Here is a 23,508-nt window from a genome sequence, read left to right as displayed (position 1 = left end):
AATATATCTCTATTTTTATTCTTAAATACGAACTTTAATTAATAAAAACAATATAAATACGTCTAAAATCATCTAAAAAACGAATTTTTAAATAATTTTAAATATTGACAATACGTATTTAAGGTGGTAATGTTTAATTAACGAATGATTAATTTTTAATCATTAATAATGTTCGTGTTTTGAATGGGGGATTAAAATGTCTGGTATTAGAATGGTATTTGTAGAAAAAAAAGCTGGTTTTAATGTAGAAAGTCAGATATTACTTAAGGATTTTAAAGATAATTTAGGGATTGAAGCTTTGGAGGATGTAAGAGTTTTAAATAAATACATATTAGGAGATATGGAAGAAGAACAGTATGTAAGAACTGTAAATACTATTTTGTCAGAAGCTCCAGTAGATAGAGTATATGAGGAAAATTTTGAAATAGGACAAGATGAAATAGCTTTTGGTGTTGAATATTTACCAGGACAGTATGATCAAAGAGCTGATTCAGCTTCAGAGTGTATAATGCTTCTTACTGAGGAGGAAAAAGTTCCTGTTAAATCATCAAAAGTACTTATTTTAAAAGGGAATTTAAATCAGGAAGAGATAAATAAAATAAAATCTTATTACATTAATCCTGTTGATTCAAGGGAAGTTAGTCCACTTTCAAAAGTCTTAGAAGAAAACTTAGAGGAACCTAATGAGGTTGAGATTTTAAATGGCTTTTTAGGTTTAAATGAAGAGGGACTTAAAAATTTCCATAGAGAAAAATCTTTAGCTATGAGTTTAGAAGATTTAAAACTAATAAGAGATTATTTTAAATCAGAGGATAGAAATCCAACAATAACTGAGATTAAGGTTATTGATACTTATTGGTCAGATCATTGTAGACACACAACTTTTGAAACAATAATAAAAGATGTTTATATAGAAGAGGGCAAGTATTCTGAACCTATTAAAAAGGCTTATGAAGATTATAAAAATTCAAGAGCCTATGTTTATGGGGAGAACTTAAATAATAAAGAAGTTAAGTTAATGGATTTAGCCACAATAGCCATGAAGGAGCTAAGAAAAAGAGGAAAACTTGATGATTTAGATGTTTCAGAAGAAATAAATGCTTGTTCTATAAATATAGAAATAGAAACAGATAAGGGAACTGAAGAATATCTTTTAATGTTTAAAAATGAGACACACAATCACCCAACAGAAATAGAGCCTTTTGGAGGAGCAGCCACTTGTTTAGGGGGAGCTATTAGGGATCCCCTTTCAGGAAGAAGTTATGTTTATCAAGCTATGAGGGTTACAGGATCAGCAGATCCAACAGTTGAAATTTGTGAAACTTTAAAGGGCAAATTACCTCAAAGAAAAATAACTTTAGGAGCTGCTCATGGATATAGCTCATATGGAAATCAAATAGGCCTTGCAACTGGACAAGTATCAGAAATTTATCATCCAAATTATGCGGCTAAGAGAATGGAAGTAGGTGCAGTTATAGCTGCCACGCCAAAGGAAAATGTAATAAGACTTGAACCTTCAAAGGGAGATATTGTAATACTTCTTGGAGGAAGAACTGGAAGAGATGGTATTGGTGGGGCTACAGGTTCTTCAAAGGAACACACAGAAGAATCAATAAATCAATGTGGAGCAGAAGTTCAAAAAGGAAATGCTCCAACAGAGAGAAAAATTCAGAGACTTTTTAGAAATAAAGAAGTAGCTCAAATGATAAAAAGATGTAATGACTTTGGAGCTGGTGGAGTATCAGTAGCAATTGGAGAATTATGCAGAGGAATTGATATAGATTTAAATAAAGTTCCTAAAAAATATGAGGGATTAGATGGAACTGAACTTGCCATATCAGAATCTCAAGAAAGAATGGCTGTTGTTATTTCCTCTGAAAATGCAGATAGATTTATAAAACTTTCAGAAGAAGAGAATTTAGAAGCTACAATTGTGGCTGAAGTTACAGATACTGATAGGTTAAGAATGAATTGGAAGGATAAAACTATAGTTGATATAAAGAGAAGTTTCTTAGATACAAATGGGGCAAAACAAGAAATTTCTTTAAAAGTAAAATCACCAAGTGTTTATCCATATGAAGTTAAAAACTTTGACGTTAAAGAGGAATGGCTAAAATCTTTAAGAAATTTAAATGTTTGTAGTCAAAAAGGATTAATTGAGAGATTTGATTCAACTATAGGTGGAGGAACAGTTCTTATGCCTTTAGGAGGGAAGTATCAATTAACACCAGCAGAGGGTATGGCTGCTAAAATTCCTGTCTTAGGAGGAGAAAGTAAAGATGCTTCTTTAATGACATATGGATTTAATCCTTATTTAGGAGTATGGAGTCCATTCCACATGGCATTTTATTCAGTTATTGAATCAGTAACTAAAATAGCTGCTATGGGAGGAGATTATAAAAAAGTTAGATTAACTTTCCAAGAATATTTTGAAAAATTATTAAGAGATGAAGAAAAATGGGGCAAGCCTTTTGCAGCATTACTAGGAGCTTATAAGGCACAAATGGATTTAGGATTACCTGCAATAGGTGGAAAAGATTCAATGTCAGGAAGTTTTGGAGAGTTAAATGTTCCACCAACTTTAGTTTCCTTTGCAGTAGGTCTTGAAAAGGCTTCAAGAATTATTTCACCTGAGTTTAAAAATATAGGATCAACTTTAGTTCTTATGAAAGGTGAGAAATTAGAAGATGGAACTTTAGAAATGGAAGGATTTAAAAATAACTTAGAAAAACTTTATGAGTTAATAGGAGAAGAAAAGGTGGTTTCAGCATACTCTCTTAAGTTTGGTGGGGTATCAGAGGGAATTACTAAGATGTCACTAGGAAATAGAATTGGGGCAATATTAAATAATATTTCTAAAGAAGAACTTTTTGGATTTAATTATGGAAGTTTAATATTAGAGGTTAAAGAAGGGGTTAACCTTGAGGATGAGTTTAAGGGAACTAATTATAAGGTTATAGGAAGCACAATAAAAGATGGGGTTATAAAATGTGAAGAATATGATTTTGAGGTTTCTTTAGAGGAATTAGAAAAAGCTTATGAAGAAAAGCTTGAGTATGTATTTAAATCTAAAACTGAAGATAAAGAAGAGTGCGTTTCAGACTTAATAAATAATGATAAAGACGGGGCTAATATTTTAGATAATGGACAAATGCATATAGAAGAAAAACTTAAATCAAAGATAACAAGGGTAGAAAAACCAAGAGTAGTTATACCAGTATTCCCAGGAACTAACTGTGAGTATGATTGTAGAAGGGCCTTTGAAAAAGAAGGTGCTGAGGTAAGTGAAGTTATAATTAGAAATTTAAATAAGGAAGCCTTAATTGATTCAATAAATATGCTTAAAAAAGAAATTGACAAATCTCAAATAATTATGTTGCCAGGGGGGTTCTCAGCAGGAGATGAGCCAGATGGATCAGCTAAATTTATAGCAACAATATTTAGAAATCCTAAGATAAAAGATTCAGTTATGAAGCTTTTAAATGAGAGAGATGGATTAATACTTGGAATTTGTAATGGCTTCCAAGCCTTAATTAAGTTAGGACTTCTTCCATACGGAAAAATAATTGATATTGAAGAAGATATGGCAACCTTAACTTATAACAATATAAATAGACATATGTCATCCATAGTTAGAACTAAAATTACATCTAAGAAATCTCCTTGGTTTAATGAGGTTTCTCTTGGAGAGGTACACAGTATTCCAATATCACATGGAGAAGGAAGATTTGTTGCACCAGAAGCTTTAATAAAAGAGTTAGTAGAAAATGATCAAATAGCTACTCAGTATGTAGACTTAGAAGGAAATATGGCTATGAATATGCCATATAATCCTAATGGTTCATCTTTAGCAATAGAAGGAATAATAAGTAGAGATGGAAGAATCCTAGGTAAGATGGGTCATTCAGAGAGAATTGGAGACAATCTTTATAAAAACATACCAGGAGAATTTGATCAAAAACTATTTAAATCAGGTGTAGATTATTTTAGAAAATAAGTTTATAAGTTTTAAATTATTTCTTAGATAGAACTAAAGGACTAGCTTAATTAAGAGATTACGGTTTTATATTATATATTATCTCTAACTTTTTAAGAAGATTATAAATTTCTATCTTAAAAATTTCATAAAGCATATATTTCATAATACAGGTATAACCAGTTAAGAAATTAAATTTTCACTTGAGTTTTAAGCTTTATATTCATATGTGATGATATAGCTGTATAGCTTTAAAAAATTAAGTTAGGTCTTTAGGGTTATCTAGAAAATAAGTATTATTAAAACTTTAAAATATAGGGAGGAAATTTTAATGAAGGTAGCAATATTTTTTGGAAGTAAATCAGATATAGATGTTATGAAGGGAGCAGGAAATGCTCTTAAAGAGTTTGGAATTCCTTATAATGCTTATATTTTATCAGCTCATAGGGTTCCAGAAAAACTTATTGAAACTTTAGAAAAAATTGAGAAAGAAGGCTGTGAAGTAATTATAGCAGGAGCAGGATTAGCTGCTCATCTTCCTGGAGTTATAGCTTCTCATACTATACTTCCTGTAATAGGAGTTCCAGTGAGAGCAGCAGTAGAGGGAATGGATGCATTACTATCAATAGTTCAGATGCCAAAATCAATTCCTGTAGCCACTGTTGGAATAAATAATAGTTATAATGCAGGAATGTTAGCAGTCCAAATGCTTTCATTAAAATATCCAGAACTAAGAGAAAAATTAATTCAATTTAGAATCGACATGAAACATAAATTTATAGCAGAAAATGGAGAAGGAGTGGAATTATAATGGTAAATCAACTAGAAATGTTATATGAGGGAAAAGCTAAAAAAATATATGCAACAGATAAAGAGGATATGGTAATTGTTCATTATAAGGATGATGCTACAGCTTTCAATGGAGAAAAAAAAGCTCAAATAGAAAGCAAGGGAGTATTAAACAACGAAATTACTAGTCTTATTTTTGAGATGTTAAATAAAGAAGGAATAAAAACTCACTTTGTAGAGAAGTTAAATGATAGAGATCAATTATGTAAGAAAGTTGAAATAGTTCCTTTAGAAGTAATAGTTAGAAATGTGGCAGCAGGAAGTATGGCTAAGAGATTAGGTCTTGAAGAAGGATATGAATTAAAAACTACAGTTTTTGAATTATCATACAAGGATGATTCTTTAGGAGATCCGCTTATAAATGACTATCATGCTGTAGGAATTGGAGCTACAACTTTTGAAGAATTAAATAAAATTTATGAAATAACTGCTAAAGTAAATGAAATTTTAAAAGAAGCTTTCAAAAAACAAAATATCAACTTAATAGATTTTAAATTAGAGTTTGGAAGATATAATGGAGAGATATTATTAGCTGATGAAATTTCACCAGATACTTGTAGATTTTGGGATGCTACAACAGGAGAAAAAATGGACAAAGACAGATTTAGAAGAGATATGGGTAATGTAATCAATGGCTATAGAGAGGTTTTAAATAGACTAAGAAATTAGGTAGTAAGAGGAGTAGAAAATATGGTGAAGCCAAATTTTGATATTATGGATCCACAAAATGATAAATTCAAAGATGAATGCGGAGTTTTTGGAGTTTTCGCAAATAAACCAATAGATGTTGCTTCTATAAATTATTATGGACTTTATGCTCTTCAACATAGAGGACAAGAAAGTGCTGGCATTGCAGTAGCAAATGGAGAAGATATAAAAGTTCATAAGGGGTTAGGTGTTTTAACAGAAGCCTTTGAAGCTGAAGATTTAAAGAGACTTAGAGAATTTAATGGTTATATATCAATAGGACATGTTAGATATTCTACAGCAGGAGCTAAAACTGTTGAAAATGCACAACCTTTAGTTAGTAATACTAAACTTGGTCCTATATCTACTGCTCATAATGGTAATTTAGTTAATGCAGATGTAATAAGAAGTCTTTTAGAGGATGGGGGACAAGTTTTCCATACTAGTGTTGATTCTGAAGTAATTACAAGCTTAGTTGCTAGAGGAGCTAAAAAAGGGATTGAGAGGGCTGTAATTGATGCTATATCAGCAGTTAAAGGTTCTTTCGCTATGGTAATAATGACTAAGGATAAGCTAATAGGTATAAGAGATCCGCATGGAATTAGACCTTTATGCTTAGGAAAATTTGAAGAAGGATATATATTAACTTCAGAAAGTTGTGCTTTAGACACAATTGGAGCAGAGTTTGTGAGAGATATAAAACCAGGAGAAATCGTGGTTATAGATAATGATGGGATTAAAAGTTATAGATATTCAGAAAATACTGTTTGTCAAACCTGTGCCTTTGAATATATATACTTTGCAAGACCAGATTCAGTAATTGATGGTTTAGATGTTCAAACGACAAGAGTTAAGCAAGGAGAAATATTATTTAAAGAATATCCAATAGATGCTGATATTGTGGTAGCTGTACCAGATTCAGGAATACCAGCTGCTATGGGATATGCTAAGGCTTCAGGAATTCCTTATGAGGTTGGATTTGTGAAAAATAGATATATAGGAAGAACATTTATATCACCATCACAAGAAATTAGGGAGAGAGCTGTAGCTGTAAAGCTTAATCCTTTAAAAGTTAATGTAAATGGAAAGAGAGTTATTTTAATAGACGATTCTATTGTTAGAGGAACAACTTCCAAACATTTAATTGAATCTTTAAGAAGAGCTGGTGCTAAGGAAGTTCATTTTCTAGTTGCATCACCAATGGTTAAATATCCATGTTATTTTGGCATTGATACACCATACAGAAGTCAGTTAATTGGAGCAAGTAGAAGTGTAGAAGAGATTAGAGAAATGATAGGTTGTGATTCTCTAGGATATTTAAGTTTAGAAGGAATGTACGAAAGTTTTGAAGGTAGAAGAAATTTCTGCGTAGGATGCTTTAGTGGGGTTTATCCAGTTGCAGCGCCTATGGAAGCTTTAGAGGATAATCTTGAAAGGGTGGAGAATTAAATGCTAACTTACAAAGAAGCAGGAGTAAATATTGAAGAAGGATATAGATCAGTAAAATTAATAAAAGAATATGCAAAAAAAACAATGAGTGAATATGTATTAAACGGATTAGGATCTTTTGCTGGCATGGTTGAACTTCCAGAGGGATATAAAAAACCAGTTTTAGTTTCTGGAACAGATGGAGTGGGAACAAAACTTGATATTGCTTGTAAAAAAAGAAAGTTTGATACTGTTGGAATTGACTGCGTTGCAATGTGTGTTAATGATATTTTATGTCATGGTGCTAAACCATTATTCTTCTTAGATTATATAGCTTGTGGAAAACTTGAAGCTGAGGTTTCTTCTGATTTAGTAAAGGGAGTGGCTGAAGGATGTATTGAGTCTCAGTGCTCTTTAATTGGAGGAGAAACTGCTGAAATGCCAGGTATGTATAAAGAAGGAGATTATGATATTGCTGGTTTTGCAGTAGGAATAGTAGACAAGGATAAAATAATAAATGGTAAAGATATAAAGAGTGGTGACAAGCTTATAGGAATTGCTTCTTCAGGAGTTCATTCAAATGGATATTCTCTTATAAGAAAGGTGTTTAAAAACTTAGATGAAGATTTTAATGGAAAAGCTATTTGGGAAGAATTATTAACTCCTACAAAGATTTATGTTAAACCTGTATTAAGTCTTTTAGAAAAATTTAATATTAAGGGTATGGCTCATGTAACTGGGGGAGGATTTTATGAAAATCTTCCAAGAATGTTAAGTAAAGAAGGACTTAGTATAGTAATAAATAAAAATAGCTATGAGATTCCAGAAATATTTAAAAAGCTTATGGAACTTGGAGTTAAAGAAGAGGAAATGTATAATACTTTCAACATGGGTATAGGGTTTGTTTTATGTGTTGAGGAAGATGAGGTTGAGGAAGTTTTAAAAGAACTTTCAAAGCAAGGAGAAAAAGCTTTTGAGATTGGGTATATAAATGCTGGAGGTGAAGGAGTTTGTATAAAATAGCTGTATTAGCTTCTGGCAGTGGATCTAACCTTCAATCAATTTTAGATAATATAGACAATGGAAATATAAATGGAGAAGTTTCCTTAGTTATTGGAAGTAAGGAGGGTATTTTTGCCTTAGAAAGGGCTGAAAAACAGGGTATAAAAACATCAGTTGTTTCTAAAAAAGAGTTTGAAGATAAAACTTCAGATGAAATCTTAAGACTTGCTAAGGAAAATAATATTGATTTAATTGTACTAGCAGGCTATCTTTCAATATTAAAAGGAAAACTTTTAGAAGAGTATGGAAATAGGATAATTAATATCCATCCATCTCTTATTCCTTCTTTCTGTGGAAATAAAATGTATGGAATAAATGTACATAAGGCAGCTATAGAAAAGGGTGTGAAATTTTCTGGGTGTACAGTTCACTTTGTTAATGATGAGGTTGATGGAGGAGCTATTATTGCACAAGAAATAGTTGAAGTTAATTTTGAAGATACTCCAGAAAGTCTTCAAAAAAAGGTTTTAGAGAAGGAGCATATATTGCTACCTAGAATTGTTAAGTACTTATGCGAAGAAAAAATAGAAATTCATAATGGAAAAGTGAAAATATTAAACTAGGGAGGTCTTTTAATGAAAAAGAGAGCTTTAATAAGTGTTTTTGATAAAGATGGAGTTTTAGAACTTGCAAAATTTTTAAGAGATAGAGATGTAGAAATAATATCAAGTGGTGGAACTTATAAATATTTAAAAGAAAATAACATAGAGGTTAAAGAGATAAGTGAAATAACTGACTTCCCAGAAATGTTAGATGGAAGAGTAAAAACTCTACATCCTTTAGTTCATGCTGGAATATTAGCAATAAGAGATAATAAAGAGCATATGAAAACTTTAGAAGAGAGAGAAATAAATACTATAGATTATGTAGTTGTAAATTTATATCCTTTCTTTGAAAAAGTTAGAGAGAATTTAAGCTTTGAAGAAAAGGTTGAATTTATTGATATAGGTGGACCAACAATGTTAAGAGCAGCAGCTAAGAATTTTAAAGATGTGGTAGTTCTTTCAGATAAAAAAGATTATGAAAAAGTAATGAATGAAATTAAAGAAAATAATTGTGTTTCATTTAAATTAAGAAAAACTCTTGCAGGAAAAGTATTTAACTTAATGAGTGCTTATGATGCTGCAATTTCTAACTTCTTACTAGAGGGAGAAGAGGAATATCCAGAATATCTATCAGTTTCATATAAGAAAATTCAAGATCTTAGATATGGAGAAAATCCACATCAAGGAGCTGCTTATTATAGTTCAACAGAATTTGATGGAGCTATGAATAGCTTTGAAATTTTAAATGGAAAAGCTTTATCTTACAATAATATAAAGGATTTAGATATAGCATGGAAGGTTGCTTGTGAATTTGAAGAAACAGCTTGTTGTGCATTAAAACATAATACACCTTGTGGGGTAGCTGTAGGAGAAAATTCTAAAGAGGTTTATTTAAAGGCTTATGATGCTGATCCAGTTTCAATATTTGGTGGAATAGTTGCTATAAATAGAAAGATAGATAAGGCTACAGCAGAAGAAATGGTTAAAATTTTCTTAGAGGTGGTAGCAGCACCGGATTTTGATGAAGATGCTTTAGAAGTATTAAGAACTAAAAAGAATTTAAGAGTTATAAAATGTAAGAATACTCCTCAGGCTAAAAATTACATGGTAACAGTAGATGGTGGAATATTAGTTCAAGGAGAAGATAATAAACTTGCTAATGAGTATAAAGTTGTAACTGAAAAAGAGCCAACAGAAATGGAATTAAGAGATATGATCTTTGGAATGAAGGTTGTGAAATATGTAAAATCTAATGCTATAGTAGTTGTAAAAGATGGAGTTGCCACTGGTATTGGTGGAGGACAAGTTAATAGAATTTGGGCTACTAAAGAAGCTTTAGAAAGAGGAAAAGGTGGAGCAGTATTAGCATCAGATGCTTTCTTCCCATTTAGAGACTGTGTTGACGAAGCGGCTAAAAATGGAATAAAAGCAATAATTCAACCAGGTGGATCTATTAGAGATGAGGAGTCTATAGAGGCTTGTAATGAACATGGAATAAGCATGGTATTTACAGGAGTTAGACATTTTAAACATTAGAAATAAATAGATTTTAGGAGGTGAATTAGGTCATATAGTTAATTTGAATTTTAAATAGTTAATTATATAAGTTAAAACTATTTAAACTAAGTTTAATTTATATGACCTTTTATATATGAAGATACTTTTAGTTGGATCTGGTGGAAGAGAGCATGCTTTAGCATGGAAATTAGGAAAAAGTTCTAAAGTAGAAAAAATTTATGTGGCTCCAGGAAATGGAGGAACAGCTAATGAAAATAAATGTGAAAATATAGAGCTTACTAAGATTTGTGATTTATTAAAATTTGCTAAAAATAATAATATTGATTTAACTATTGTAGGACCAGAAGAGCCACTTATTAATGGTATAGTTGATGCTTTTAAAGGGGAAGGATTAAAAATATTTGGGCCTGATAAAGCTGGAGCTATGCTTGAAGGTAGTAAAAGTTTTTCTAAGGATTTTATGAAAAAGTATGGTGTTAAGACAGCTGATTACGAAGTTTTCTATGATTATGAAGAAGCTAAAATTTATTTAGAAAATTGCAAATATCCAAGGGTCATAAAGGCTGATGGATTGGCTGCTGGTAAAGGTGTTGTAATATGTGAAAATAAAAATCAAGCAATAGAAACACTAGATTTATTTATGATAGATGATGTATTTAATGGAGCAGGAAAGAAAATAGTAGTAGAAGAATTTTTGCAAGGGATTGAGGCATCAATACTTTCAGTTACAGATGGAAAAGTAATATTACCATTTTTATCTGCTAAGGATCACAAACAAATATTTGATGGAAATAAGGGTAAGAATACAGGAGGAATGGGAGTTATTTCTCCTAATAAATATGTTACTGAAGAGGTTTTAGCTGATTTTTATGAAAATATATTAGAGAAAACTTTAATAGGTATAAGAGAAGAAGGTTTTGACTTTAAAGGAGTTATTTTCTTTGGAATAATGATAACAGAAGAAGGGGCTAAACTTTTAGAATATAATGTTAGGATGGGAGATCCAGAAACACAAAGTGTTTTATCTTTAATGGAAAGTGATTTAGTAGACATAATACTAAATGCACTAGATGAAAAATTAAATGAAACAACTATTAAATGGAATGAAGGATATTGCGTTAATGTTGTTTTATCATCAAAGGGATATCCAGAGGCTTATGAAAAAGGTTATGAAATAAGTATAGATGAAAGTCTTAAGGGAGAATACTTTATAGCTGGAGCAAAAAAAGAAGGAGATACCTTAGTAACCAGTGGAGGAAGAGTACTTTCTGTAGTAGGTAAAGGAAAAACTTTAGAAGAAGCTAAAGAAAATGCATATAAAAATATAGAAAAAGTTAATTTTGAGGGAATGTATTTTAGAAAAGACATAGGTACTGCTAAATAGCCATTAGAAATTAGCAAATTTGAATATATTTATAATCATAAGTTATATATTTAGTATTTAATATTTTTAGATAGAATTTAAACAATACAGTTTAATTTATAACTATAATTACAATAAAAATTAAGTATTTAAATATAAACTATCTAAAGTTTAGATGGTTCAATATTTTTTTAATAAGTATAAAGGAGCTTTAGACAGAGTTACTTTAAAATGTGTTTAGAAGGTTTAATATTTCCTTAATAAGAAAAAGTATTTGATAGAAACTAAAAGGCTTTATTAGAAAAAAATATTAGATATAGGTAAACAATCTAACAGCAGTGAAATTAGTTTGTTTTATCTATATCTAATAAAAATACTCTAATAGAGCTTTTGTGTTTGGACTTTTTTAGTTTTGTCAAAAATAAAAAAACTCTTAAACTAAGTTTAAGAGTTTTGGTGCCGAAGACCGGAATCGAACCGGTACGGTGTGTTAGCACCGCAGGATTTTAAGTCCTGTGCGTCTGCCAGTTCCGCCACTTCGGCATGTCCTGTTGACAATAACTATTATATATACATAAAAGAAAAATGTCAACAAAAAAATTAAAAAATTTAGTATATAAATTTAAAAAGATTATAAATCATTAAAAAATATATAAAAATTAGTTGAATTCTAAAGAAAAAGATGATATTTTATTTAAAATACTTTTTGATTTTATTATATAAAATTTAAATATAAATAAAATGGAGTTTAAAATCAAAAGGGTATTTGGAGGTAGGTTAATTTTAAATAATTACTATATTAAGATGATTTTTTTATTTTATATAAAATTAGTTTGTTTAAAAAGATTAAGAAAGAATAGAACATTTTTTTTATATAATCAAAGTAAATATTATTATAAAAATTAAATATTTATTATACAAGGAGGAAAAATAGTGAGTTGTTTAGGAAATCTTATTTGGATGATATTTGGTGGATTTTTTAATGCTTTAGGATGGTTATTTTGGGGATGTATATGGTGCATAACAATAGTAGGAATACCTGTTGGATTACAATGTTTTAAATTAGCAGGGTTACAATTAGCTCCTTTTGGTAAAGAAGTAGTAACTGTTGACGATGGAGCAGGAAATCTTATTCTTAATATATTATGGATAGTTTTTGGTGGATTTACATTAGCTCTAGGAAATTTAATAAGTGCAGCTATGTTTGCTATTACAATAATAGGAATACCTTTTGCAATACAGTCACTAAAGTTGGCTAAATTATCTCTTATGCCTTTTGGTAAAGTGGTAAGATAATATGCCTTTTAACGAAATATATTATAAAATATTTCCTTAAAATGATTAATATAGTGAAGGACTTTGAAGTTGTTAATTTATTAGAAAATTTATTCTTAAGACTAATCATTATTTTGTTAAGAGAAGGGCTTATATCAAAATAAATTTTTATAAAACTTACAAACATTATGAAGCAAAATCTATTAATTTTCTAAATATGTTTGTAAGTTTTCTTATTATATTTTTATAAAAATCCCTTCTTTTTGTATGAAAAATTGAAATGATAAAATATGAATAGTTTTATTACAATAAATAATAGTTTGAACTTAAATTTTAATATAAAAAAACTGATAAAGGATTATTTTTTATTAAAAGTATAAATTATTTAAAATATGTTGATAATGGAAAATTATTATTATATAATATTAATAAAGGTTAAGAAAAAATTAACAGATTAAATCTATAGATTATAAAGAAAGAGATTTAGTAGGATAATTTTCTTAATAACCTATGGATTAAAAATATGGAGACATAATATTAGGAGGATTTTATTATGAAAAAATTTGTTTGTACAATTTGTGGATATGTTTATGAAGGAGAAAAAGCACCAGAAAAATGTCCAATCTGTGGAGCAGGTGCTGATAAATTCGTAGAACAAAGTGGAGATTTAGCTTTCGCTGATGAACATAGAATCGGAGTTGCTAAAGGTGTAGATGAAAGAATAATCGAAGGATTACAAGCTAACTTTACTGGTGAATGTACAGAAGTAGGAATGTACTTAGCTATGTCAAGACAAGCTGATAGAGAAGGATTCCCAGAAGTTGCTGAAGCTTATAAAAGAATAGCTTTTGAAGAAGCAGAACATGCTGCTAAATTTGCAGAAATGTTAGGAGAAGTTGTAGAAGCTGATACTAAAGCTAACTTAATGGCAAGAGTAAATGCTGAACACGGAGCTTGTCAAGGTAAAAAAGATTTAGCTACTTTAGCTAAACAATTAAACTTAGATGCAATCCATGACACAGTTCATGAAATGTGTAAAGATGAAGCTAGACATGGAAGAGCTTTCGAAGGATTATTAAAAAGATATTTTGAATAATTAAAATAAAAGATGATTTCTACAAATGTAGAAATCATCTTTTTTACTTTGATCTAATTAGTATTACTTGTTAAATTTATCTTATAATTTATAAAAATTAATTATTATATTTTAGTACTATTTTAAAAGATTAAGTTTTTCATTACTTTCTTGTATAAAATTATTTAAATGTTCAATTTGAATGTTTATAGATGAAATACTTGGTCCACCTATTACTTTTCTTTCTTCTATACAAGTTAAAAGATTAATAGCTTTATATATATCATTTTCAAACTTATTTGAGAAAGTTTGAAATTCAGATAGAGACAAGTTATCAATAGATTTCCCTTCATCTATACAATAAAGAATTAAATTTCCTACAATCTCATGAGCATCTCTAAAAGCTACCCCTTTTTTTACTAGATAATCAGCTACATCAGTTGCATTAGTAAATCCAGAAGAAGCTGAAGTTTTCATAAGACTCTTATTAATTTTCATTGTTTTTATCATTCCATTAAAAGTTTTTATTGAAAGTAGAGTAGTATCTAATCCATCAAATAAAGCTTCTTTATCTTCTTGCATATCCTTATTATAAGCTAAAGGAAGTCCCTTCATAACAGTTAATAGTGTCATTAAATCTCCATAAACACGTCCAGTTTTTCCTCTTACTAATTCTGCAACATCAGGATTCTTTTTTTGTGGCATAATACTGCTTCCAGTACTATAACTATCATCTAATTCAATAAATTTAAATTCATCAGTAGACCAGATGATTATTTCCTCTGAGAATCTAGAAAGATGCATCATAAGTAAAGAGAGACAAGAAAGTGTTTCAATAGCATAGTCCCTATCAGAAACAGAATCTAAACTATTTAATGTAACTTTTGAAAAGCCTAATAATTCTGCAACTTTTTCACGGTTTATAGGGTAAGTAGTTGTTGCTAAAGCCCCACTGCCTAAAGGCATTTCATCAAGTCTTTTATAACAATCTAGTAATCTAGAGATATCTCTTTTAAACATTTCGCTATATGCTAAAATATGATGAGCAAAGGTAATAGGTTGAGCCTTTTGCATATGGGTATATCCTGGCATAATAGTTTCTTTATTTTCTGAAGAAAGATTTAATAGAGTTTTTTCAAGGTTTAAAATTTCGGATATTAAAATTTTAATATATCCTTTTAAATATAATTTAGTGTCTAAGGTTACTTGATCATTTCTACTTCTACCAGTATGTAGTTTTTTTCCTTCTTCACCAATGTAATCTGTAAGAGTACTTTCTATAAAACTGTGTATATCTTCTGAAGAGTTATCTATTTTTAATACTCCTTGATTTAATTTATCTAATATTTCATATAAACCAGAAGCAATTTTTTTGCTATCTTCCTTTGGAATAATTTTTTCTTCACCAAGCATAGTAACATGAGCTATACTTCCAATTATATCTTCTTTATACATTCTTGAATCAAAAGAAATAGAGGAATTAAAAGTGTTAACTAGATCATCAACTTGGTGAGTGAATCTTCCACCCCATAATTTCATAATAAATTCACCTCATTTATATAGTATGTTAGAGCGTAAAAATATTTAGCTCTAATTTAATATTAGCTATGTATTAAGTACATAGTTATCTCTTTAATTTAACTTTTGAGCCATTTTAGCTTGTACGATAGATGGTAAGCTAAAAAGATTAATAAAGCCTTCAGCATCCTTTTGATCATATATTCCATCTTCACCAAAAGTAGCATATTCTTCGCTGTATAAAGAATATGGAGATGTCATTCCAGCATTTATTATATTTCCTTTATATAGTTTTAATTTAATTTCTCCAGTTACAGTTTCTTGAGTTTTTGATATAAAGGCAGATAAGGCTTCTCTTAATGGGGTAAACCATTGACCATTATAAACTAAATCAGCGAATTTTAAGGAAACTATTTCTTTGTAATGGGACGTTTCCTTATCTAAACATAATTCTTCTAAATCTTTATGAGCTTTATATAAAATAGATCCTCCTGGAGTTTCATATACTCCTCTTGATTTCATACCAACTAATCTATTTTCAACCATATCTATAATTCCAATACCATGTTTTCCACCAATTTCATTAAGTTTCTGCAAAAGAGTGACTCCATCTAGTTTTTCACCATTTAATGAGGTTGCAATTCCTTTTTCAAAACCTAAAGTAATATATTCAGCTTCATTAGGAGCCTTTTCTAAGGTATTACATAATTCAAGAATTTTATCATATTTAGGTTCATTTTCAGGAAACTCTAAATCTAAACCTTCATGGCTTAAATGCCATAGATTTTTATCTTTACTATAATTTGTTTCATAAGTAATATTTATAGGAACTTCATTGTCTATAGCATATTGTATTTCTTCTTCTCTAGATTTAATTTCCCAAGTTCTCCATGGAGCAATAATTTGCATTTCTGGATTAAAAGTTTTAATTGCTAATTCAAAACGAACTTGGTCATTTCCTTTTCCAGTACATCCATGACAAATAGCATCTGCATCTTCAAGTTTTGCAATTTCTACTAATCTTTTTGCTATTATAGGTCTAGCAAAAGAAGTACCTAGTAGATACTTTCCTTCATATTTTGCCCCAGCTTGTATGGTAGGAAAGATGTAATCTTCTACAAATTCTTTAGTTAGATCCTCAATATATATTTTAGACGCCCCAGTTTTTATAGCTTTTTCTTTTAATCCAACTAATTCATCAGATTGTCCAACATTTCCTACCACTGCAATAACTTCACATCCATAATTTTCTTTTAACCAAGGGATTATTATTGAAGTATCTAATCCTCCTGAATAGGCTAAAATTACTTTATTAAATTTTTTCATATACATTCCACCTTTAATATTTATTGTTTATTGCTTGTTAATAATTATATATATTAAAGTATATTTATGCAATATTTATTTAAAAAATAAATAAAAACATGTATTTTATGCAGTTTATAATGAATATTATGCAAAAAGGAGCTGGTGTATGAGAGTGGTAAATAGAATTTGTTAGTTTAAAGTGGACATTTAAAATATATTTTTAGATAAATATTAAAACATTATATAAGATATTATTTTTAAGATGTTATTTTGAAAATAGGTTTAAGAATGGGGATTTTTAATTGAAGATTAATTTAGCTTATATTAAATAGTATTTATGATTTTTACACAGAATAAAGAGTGGAAGATTAATTGTATTATTTGTATATACTTTAAATGATAAAGGTTACATAAGGGATACTCTAATCACTGAATATGATACATTAAATTTCTAAAATATTATATTATAGCATAATATATAGAAAAAATAAATTAACAAAATGTAAACTTTAAATAAAAACATTGAATAATTCTTTTTGTAATGTTAATATCTATCTGTGGAAACGATTAATAGAAAAGTATGGAATTCAAATTAATATTTTTAAAGTAATGAAAAGGAGATTATGAAATGAAAATATTTATCGATACTGCCAATGTAGAAGAAATAAGAAAAGCTAGTAAATTAGGAGTTTTAGCTGGAGTAACAACTAATCCTTCATTAATAGCAAAAGAAGGCAGAGATATTAAAGAAGTAATTGAAGAAATATGTAGCATAGTAGATGGACCAATAAGTGCTGAAGTTATGGCTTTAGAGTGCGACGAAATGGTTAGAGAAGGAAGAGAATTAGCTAAAATACATAAAAACATAGTTATAAAAATACCTATGTGTGAAGAAGGTTTAAAAGCTGTAAAAGTATTAGATAGTGAAGGAATAAGAACAAATGTTACTTTAATCTTCTCACCATTACAAGCTTTATTAGCAGCTAGAGCTGGTGCATCATTCGTAAGTCCATTCTTAGGAAGACTTGATGATATAGGAAATCCAGGAATTGAAATTGTAACTCAAATCGCTGAAATGTTTGCTTTACATGGAATAGACACTGAAATAATATCTGCAAGTGTTAGAAACCCAATGCATGTTTTAGATTCAGCTATGGCAGGATCACACATTGCAACAATTCCTTATAATGTTATACTTCAAATGGTAAAACATCCTTTAACTGATGCTGGTATGAAAAAATTCATTGAAGATTATAACAAAGCTTTCAATAAATAATATAATCTGCATTTACAATATAAATTAATACATTAAATTATATTTATAAAAGAATATATTTTACTTATAGTCAACAATTAACCCTTAAAAGAACTATCTAATTTAGATAGTTCTTTTATTTTGGTAGATTATCTAGTATCTATTATATTAAGGTTATTTTTATTATTAATTTTCATAAGTTCATAGTTTATATTATGGATTTTAAGAAGAATAGTATTATATGAAAAAGAGTTATCTAAAGAATAGATAACTCTTTTTATTTATAAAAATAATTTAATCTTAAATAAAGTATCTGTAAATAAAATACATATTAAAGTAGAAAATATACATGTTATTTATTGGTATTAAAGGATAAAATTATAAATGTAAACATTTAACATGGAATTAGGGGGGAGAAAAATGGGTAGAAAATGCATGAATAAGAAGATTGCCGCAATAATAGCAGCTGCCGTTATTGTAGGACAATTACCAATTTCAGTACTTGCTACACCTGTTAATGAAGCTGGAGATGAGATTAATAGTGAATCAGCTGAAATTTTAACTAATAGTGATGAAGAAGCTGAGGCTTATATTCAAAACTATGATAGACCAGAGGGGATTACTTGGACAAAATTAGCAGGCTCAGGAAGTGTTGAGGTAACTGATGGATTTTTATCAGTTACCAATAATGGAGATTATAGAATTATGGAAGATCAATCGCCTAATATAAAAAATGGTGAGTTAGAAAGTAAATTTACAGTTGGAGGTTCTCAAACTGGAATAATATTCAGAGCAACTGAGTCAAACTATGGAATGATCAACTATAACTCAGGTACTGGCTGGGTTATAGAAAATAAAAATAGTTGGGAGGATATTACAGGACCAAGACTAAATAATGGAGATGTTGTAACAGTTAAGGCTACTTTTGTTGAAAAGCATTTAACTGTTAATGTTTCTGTAAATGATGGAGAATTTGAAACTATATATGATAAAGAATCAGATTTAATTCCATTACAAGCTGGTAAAGTTGGATATAGAGGATGGGGTAATGCTAAAACTACCAAATTTGATTATATTAAGTATGCTCCTATGACTATAGATAAGGGATCTATAGTATCAATAAATGAAGTAAATGTAGAAACTTATCCAAGAGTTAAGCCTATTTTACCATCAAGTGTTACAGTAAATCATGAAAATGGTATGTCTAGTATTAAGGATGTTTCTTGGAATTATATACCTAAGGAAAGTTATTCAAAGCCAGGTACATTCAAAATTGAAGGTACAGTTGAAGGTACAGATGTAAAAGCAATAGCTAATGTAACTGTAAGTTCAGATTTAGCATATTATGAAACTAATTTTGAAACAGAAGAAACAAGAGGAGATTGGCAAGTTGTACAAGGAGGAGGATCTCCAAGTTATGAAGAGGGTAAAGTAAAAATACCTATGAATGGAGTATCAATAGCTGTTGATATGAATTCTCCAGAGGTTAAGAACTTTACTTATGAAACTGATTTTTCTGTTGATAATAATGGAGGAAGAATAGGTCTATTATTTAGATATGTATCAGAAACTGAGTGGGGAGCTGTTTGTTATGATAATGGTTCTTGGGTATGGAAAACTGGAGATGGCAAATATGGTAATTTCCCAGGAACATTTACACCAGATCCAGGAAAAACTTACAGAATAAAGATTAAAGTAGAAGATACAAATATTACTATGTGGGTTGATGGAGAGAAGATAGGGCAAGTTGCAGTATCTAATTTACCAGATGTAAGAGGAAAAGTTGGCTTAACTGGATGGTTTGGAAATAAAAATGTTACTTTAGATAATCTTGTTGTTGAGGAATTAGGTGGAATAATGGCACCAGAAGTAGGTCCATTACAAGAACAAAGTATAGAATCAGATTCTATGAAAGTTGTTTTAGATAATAGATTCCCAACTGTTATTAGATATGAGTGGAAAGGAACTGAAGATGTTTTATCAGGAGCATCTGTAGATGATTTAGAAGCTCAATATATGGTTGAAATTAATGGTGAAAAGAGAATTCCAAAAGTAACTAGTGAATTTGCAAATAATGAAGGTATATATACATTAAACTTTGAAGATATAGGAATGACTATTACTTTAAAGATGACTGTTAATGAAAATAAATTAAGAATGGAAGTTACTGATATTCAAGAAGGAGATGTTAAACTTCAAACATTAAATTTCCCAAATCATAGTTTAGCTTCAGTAAGCAGTTTAAATAATGGTAAAACAGCCTCTGTTCTAACAACTGGTGACTGGAATAACATAAATGAAGAGTTTACAGATGTTGCTAAGGCAAAACCAGGGGTTAAGGGTAAAACTTATGCATTTATAAATGATGATAAGTTTGCTGTTACTATAAATAATAATACTATTGAAGGTGGAAATAGGGTTGTATTAACAACAGAAAATGATACTCTTCCTGATAATACAAACTATAAGAAAGTTGGAATATCAAACGGTACTTGGACTTATAAAGAAATTCTTCAAGATACAACAGAGCAAGGAAGTAAGCTATATCAAGGTGAAAAGCCATGGTCAGAAGTAATTATAGCAAGAGATGAGAATGAAGATGGTCAAGTAGATTGGCAAGATGGTGCTATTCAATATAGAAAAAATATGAAAATTCCAGTAGGTGGAGAAGAAATAAAAAATCAAATGTCATATATTGATTTTAATATTGGATACACTCAAAATCCATTCCTAAGATCATTAGATACAATTAAAAAGCTTTCAAATTACACAGATGGATTTGGACAATTAGTTCTTCATAAAGGATATCAAGGAGAAGGACATGATGACTCTCATCCAGACTATGGTGGACATATTGGTATGAGACAAGGTGGTAAGGAAGACTTCAATACCTTAATAGAACAAGGTAAGGAATATAATGCTAAAATAGGTGTTCATATAAATGCAACTGAATATACTATGGATGCGTTTGAATATCCAACTGAATTAGTTAACGAAAATGCTCCAGGATGGGGATGGTTAGACCAAGCTTATTATGTAAATCAAAGAGGAGATATAACTAGTGGTGAATTATTCAGAAGACTTGATATGTTAATGGAAGATGCACCAGAGTTAGGATGGATTTACGTTGACGTTTATACAGGTAATGGATGGAATGCTCATCAATTAGGAGAAAAGATAAATGATTATGGAATTATGATTGCAACAGAAATGAATGGACCATTAGAGCAACATGTTCCATGGACTCACTGGGGTGGAGATCCTGCATATCCAAACAAGGGAAATGCAAGTAAAATAATGAGATTTATGAAAAATGATACTCAAGATTCATTCTTAGCAGATCCATTAGTAAAAGGTAATAAGCATTTATTATCAGGTGGATGGGGAACTAGACATGATATAGAAGGTGCTTATGGTACAGAAGTATTCTATAATCAAGTATTACCTACTAAGTATTTACAACATTTCCAAATAACTAAGATGAGCGAAAATGAAGTATTATTTGAAAATGGAGTTAAGGCTGTTAGAGAAAACTCTAATATAAATTACTATAGAAATGATAGATTAGTTGCCACTACTCCAGAAAATTCAATTGGAAATACTGGTATAGGGGATACTCAATTATTCTTACCATGGAATCCTGTTGATGAGGCAAATAGTGAAAAGATATATCACTGGAATCCATTAGGAACTACTTCAGAATGGACTTTACCAGAAGGATGGACTTCTAATGACAAAGTTTATTTATATGAATTATCAGATCTAGGAAGAACTTTAGTTAAGGAAGTACCAGTTGTAGATGGAAAGGTTAATTTAGAAGTAAAACAAGATACTCCTTATATAGTTACTAAGGAAAAGGTTGAAGAGAAGAGAATAGAGGATTGGGGATATGGCTCAGAAATAGCTGATCCAGGATTTGATTCTCAAACTTTTGATAAGTGGAATAAAGAATCTACTGCTGAAAATACAGATCATATAACTATTGAAAATGAAAGTGTTCAAAAGAGATTAGGTAATGATGTTCTTAAAATAAGTGGAAATGAAGGCGCTGATGCTAAAATTTCTCAAAGCATAAGTGGATTAGAAGAAGGAGTAACTTATTCAGTATCTGCATGGGTTAAAAATGATAATAATAGAGAAGTTACACTAGGAGTTAATGTTGGTGGAAAAGATTTCACTAATGTAATAACAAGTGGTGGTAAAGTAAGACAAGGAGAAGGTGTTAAGTATATTGACGATACTTTCGTGAGAATGGAAGTAGAATTTACTGTACCTAAAGGAGTAAATTCAGCTGATGTTTACTTAAAGGCTTCAGAAGGAGATGCTGACTCAGTTGTACTAGTTGATGACTTTAGAATATGGGATCATCCAGGACACACTAATAGAGATGGATATGTATTCTACGAAGATTTTGAAAATGTAGATGAAGGTATATCACCATTTTATTTATCTCCAGGAAGAGGACATTCAAATAGATCTCACTTAGCTGAGAAGGATATATCTATAGATGCTAATCAAAGAATGAACTGGGTACTTGATGGAAGATTCTCATTAAAATCTAACCAACAACCAAAGGAAATAGGTGAAATGTTAACTACAGATGTTTCATCATTCAAATTAGAACCAAATAAAACTTATGAATTTGGATTCTTATATTCATTAGAAAATGCTGCTCCAGGATATTCTGTAAATATTAAGAATAGAGATGGTGAAAAGATTGTAAATATTCCTTTAGAGGCTACTGGTTCAAATTATGCACAAGATATTTTCACTAAAACTAAATCTGTAACTCACGAGTTTACAACTGGAGATTTCGCTGGAGATTACTATATCACTTTAGAAAAAGGTGATGGATTTAAAGAAGTAATATTAGATAATATTTATGTTAAAGAAATAGATAAGTCAATTGAATCACCAGAATTAGCTCATGTAAACTTAAATACAGTAGAACATGACTTAGAAGTTGGACAAAGCGTTCCATTTGCTATAAATGCATTAATGAATAATGGTGCAAATGTTAACTTAGAAGAAGCTGAAGTTGAATATAAAGTTTCAAAACCAGAAGTTTTAACTATTGAAAATGGAATGATGACTGGAGCTTCTGAAGGCTTTACTGATGTCCAAGTAAATATTACTGTTAATGGAAATAAAGTTTCTTCAAATACAGTAAGAGTTAAGGTTGGAAATCCAGAAGTTGAGGAGGAAGAAGTTATAGTAAACCCAGTAAGAAACTTTAAGGTTACTGATAAGACTAAGAAAAATGTAACTGTAAGCTGGGAAGAGCCAGAAAAAACTTATGGATTAGAAGGTTATGTTCTTTATAAAGATGGTAAGAAAGTTAAAGAAATAGGTGCTGATAAAACTGAATTTACATTTAAGGGATTAAACAGACACACTATTTATAACTTTAAGATTGCTGCTAAATATTCTAATGGTGAACTTTCAACTAAGGAATCAATAACTGTTAGAACTGCTAGATAATAAGTTTTAATTATTTTAATTAGATTGAAGTAAATTTTAAGCAAGTAGTATAAGATTTTATATAGAGTCTTATACTACTTTTGTTTTAAATTTTATTGACTTTGAAATTACAAAGTGTATAATAAATTTAAAAAAGTTTAGAAATAACTGTTTAAAAATTTTTTGGAG

Annotated in this window: 14 protein-coding genes and 1 tRNA gene; 12 read left to right on the top strand and 3 right to left on the bottom strand. The window is 29.6% G+C overall.

The annotated features are described in order from the left end of the window. Nucleotides 1-196 precede the first annotated feature (196 nt). The 8 genes from I6G60_RS13005 to purD all read left to right on the top strand — a co-directional run bounded on the left by I6G60_RS13005 (nucleotide 197) and on the right by purD (nucleotide 11,449). Nucleotides 197-3,997 (top strand): phosphoribosylformylglycinamidine synthase, encoded by a 3,801-nt coding sequence (locus I6G60_RS13005; protein ID WP_003457110.1) that lies wholly within the window; start codon nucleotides 197-199, stop codon nucleotides 3,995-3,997. Nucleotides 3,998-4,307: 310 nt separating this feature from the next. Beyond that, nucleotides 4,308-4,787 carry a 5-(carboxyamino)imidazole ribonucleotide mutase gene (gene purE / locus I6G60_RS13000; RefSeq protein ID WP_003453078.1) on the top strand — a complete coding sequence of 160 codons (480 nt, stop codon included), beginning with the start codon at nucleotides 4,308-4,310 and terminating at the stop codon, nucleotides 4,785-4,787. Beyond that, on the top strand, nucleotides 4,787-5,494 hold the full coding sequence (purC, locus tag I6G60_RS12995) for a phosphoribosylaminoimidazolesuccinocarboxamide synthase (RefSeq protein WP_003456948.1): 708 nt from the start codon (nucleotides 4,787-4,789) through the stop codon (nucleotides 5,492-5,494). The genes purE and purC overlap by 1 nt, the downstream gene beginning before the upstream one ends. 21 nt (nucleotides 5,495-5,515) lie before the next feature. Further along, the gene (gene purF / locus I6G60_RS12990) at nucleotides 5,516-6,961 is read left to right on the top strand and encodes an amidophosphoribosyltransferase (protein WP_011009969.1); all 1,446 of its coding nucleotides are present in this window, start codon (nucleotides 5,516-5,518) and stop codon (nucleotides 6,959-6,961) included. After that, nucleotides 6,962-7,963 (top strand): phosphoribosylformylglycinamidine cyclo-ligase, encoded by a 1,002-nt coding sequence (purM, locus tag I6G60_RS12985; protein ID WP_003468449.1) that lies wholly within the window; start codon nucleotides 6,962-6,964, stop codon nucleotides 7,961-7,963. It abuts the gene before it with no gap. Then, a complete protein-coding gene (gene purN / locus I6G60_RS12980) occupies nucleotides 7,951-8,565 on the top strand; it encodes a phosphoribosylglycinamide formyltransferase (protein WP_003468450.1) in 615 nt (204 codons plus the stop codon). The genes purM and purN overlap by 13 nt, the downstream gene beginning before the upstream one ends. 12 nt (nucleotides 8,566-8,577) lie before the next feature. Further along, a complete protein-coding gene (purH, locus tag I6G60_RS12975; RefSeq protein ID WP_011590302.1) occupies nucleotides 8,578-10,083 on the top strand; it encodes a bifunctional phosphoribosylaminoimidazolecarboxamide formyltransferase/IMP cyclohydrolase in 1,506 nt (501 codons plus the stop codon). 115 nt (nucleotides 10,084-10,198) lie between these two features. Continuing rightward, nucleotides 10,199-11,449 (top strand): phosphoribosylamine--glycine ligase, encoded by a 1,251-nt coding sequence (gene purD / locus I6G60_RS12970; protein ID WP_011590303.1) that lies wholly within the window; start codon nucleotides 10,199-10,201, stop codon nucleotides 11,447-11,449. A 433-nt stretch (nucleotides 11,450-11,882) separates the two neighbouring features. Here the strand turns inward: purD and I6G60_RS12965 are convergent. Further along, nucleotides 11,883-11,971, bottom strand: a tRNA-Leu gene (locus tag I6G60_RS12965). A gap of 390 nt (nucleotides 11,972-12,361) precedes the next feature. Between I6G60_RS12965 and I6G60_RS12960 the strand changes: the two genes are divergently transcribed. Together I6G60_RS12960 and I6G60_RS12955 are read left to right on the top strand one after the other, a co-directional pair. Continuing rightward, nucleotides 12,362-12,724 (top strand): YccF domain-containing protein, encoded by a 363-nt coding sequence (locus I6G60_RS12960; RefSeq protein ID WP_003476972.1) that lies wholly within the window; start codon nucleotides 12,362-12,364, stop codon nucleotides 12,722-12,724. A 532-nt stretch (nucleotides 12,725-13,256) separates the two neighbouring features. Next, on the top strand, nucleotides 13,257-13,799 hold the full coding sequence (locus I6G60_RS12955; protein WP_003453016.1) for an NADH peroxidase: 543 nt from the start codon (nucleotides 13,257-13,259) through the stop codon (nucleotides 13,797-13,799). A 117-nt stretch (nucleotides 13,800-13,916) separates the two neighbouring features. Here I6G60_RS12955 and argH read toward each other — a convergent pair whose 3' ends face one another. Next, nucleotides 13,917-15,317: an argininosuccinate lyase gene (argH, locus tag I6G60_RS12950; protein ID WP_003468455.1), complete on the bottom strand. Its 1,401-nt coding sequence runs from the start codon at nucleotides 15,315-15,317 to the stop codon at nucleotides 13,917-13,919. Between the two features lie 93 nt (nucleotides 15,318-15,410). After that, nucleotides 15,411-16,622: an argininosuccinate synthase gene (locus I6G60_RS12945; protein ID WP_003468433.1), complete on the bottom strand. Its 1,212-nt coding sequence runs from the start codon at nucleotides 16,620-16,622 to the stop codon at nucleotides 15,411-15,413. A gap of 610 nt (nucleotides 16,623-17,232) precedes the next feature. On the opposite strand from I6G60_RS12945, the gene fsa reads away from it, so the two are divergent. Both fsa and I6G60_RS12935 read left to right on the top strand, forming a co-directional pair. Further along, nucleotides 17,233-17,880 carry a fructose-6-phosphate aldolase gene (gene fsa / locus I6G60_RS12940; protein WP_003468475.1) on the top strand — a complete coding sequence of 216 codons (648 nt, stop codon included), beginning with the start codon at nucleotides 17,233-17,235 and terminating at the stop codon, nucleotides 17,878-17,880. Nucleotides 17,881-18,279: 399 nt separating this feature from the next. Then, complete coding sequence (locus I6G60_RS12935; protein ID WP_138329554.1) at nucleotides 18,280-23,340, top strand: endo-alpha-N-acetylgalactosaminidase family protein; 5,061 nt, start codon at nucleotides 18,280-18,282, stop codon at nucleotides 23,338-23,340. The last annotated feature ends 168 nt before the right edge of the window (nucleotides 23,341-23,508 follow it).

The organism is Clostridium perfringens (genome assembly GCF_016027375.1).
Lineage (GTDB): Bacteria > Bacillota > Clostridia > Clostridiales > Clostridiaceae > Sarcina > Sarcina perfringens.
This window is presented reverse-complemented; position numbering and strand designations above follow the sequence as displayed.

Excerpts from the sequence above, each read along its gene's own strand:
- I6G60_RS13005 (WP_003457110.1), top strand. The coding sequence starts at position 197 with ATGTCTGGTATTAGAATGGTATTTGTAGAAAAAAAAGCTGGTTTTAAT.
- purE (WP_003453078.1), top strand. The coding sequence starts at position 4,308 with ATGAAGGTAGCAATATTTTTTGGAAGTAAATCAGATATAGATGTTATG.
- purC (WP_003456948.1), top strand. The coding sequence starts at position 4,787 with ATGGTAAATCAACTAGAAATGTTATATGAGGGAAAAGCTAAAAAAATA.
- purF (WP_011009969.1), top strand. The coding sequence starts at position 5,516 with ATGGTGAAGCCAAATTTTGATATTATGGATCCACAAAATGATAAATTC.
- purM (WP_003468449.1), top strand. The coding sequence starts at position 6,962 with ATGCTAACTTACAAAGAAGCAGGAGTAAATATTGAAGAAGGATATAGA.
- purH (WP_011590302.1), top strand. The coding sequence starts at position 8,578 with ATGAAAAAGAGAGCTTTAATAAGTGTTTTTGATAAAGATGGAGTTTTA.
- purD (WP_011590303.1), top strand. The coding sequence starts at position 10,199 with ATGAAGATACTTTTAGTTGGATCTGGTGGAAGAGAGCATGCTTTAGCA.
- I6G60_RS12955 (WP_003453016.1), top strand. The coding sequence starts at position 13,257 with ATGAAAAAATTTGTTTGTACAATTTGTGGATATGTTTATGAAGGAGAA.
- argH (WP_003468455.1), bottom strand. The coding sequence starts at position 15,317 with ATGAAATTATGGGGTGGAAGATTCACTCACCAAGTTGATGATCTAGTT.
- I6G60_RS12945 (WP_003468433.1), bottom strand. The coding sequence starts at position 16,622 with ATGAAAAAATTTAATAAAGTAATTTTAGCCTATTCAGGAGGATTAGAT.
- fsa (WP_003468475.1), top strand. The coding sequence starts at position 17,233 with ATGAAAATATTTATCGATACTGCCAATGTAGAAGAAATAAGAAAAGCT.
- I6G60_RS12935 (WP_138329554.1), top strand. The coding sequence starts at position 18,280 with ATGGGTAGAAAATGCATGAATAAGAAGATTGCCGCAATAATAGCAGCT.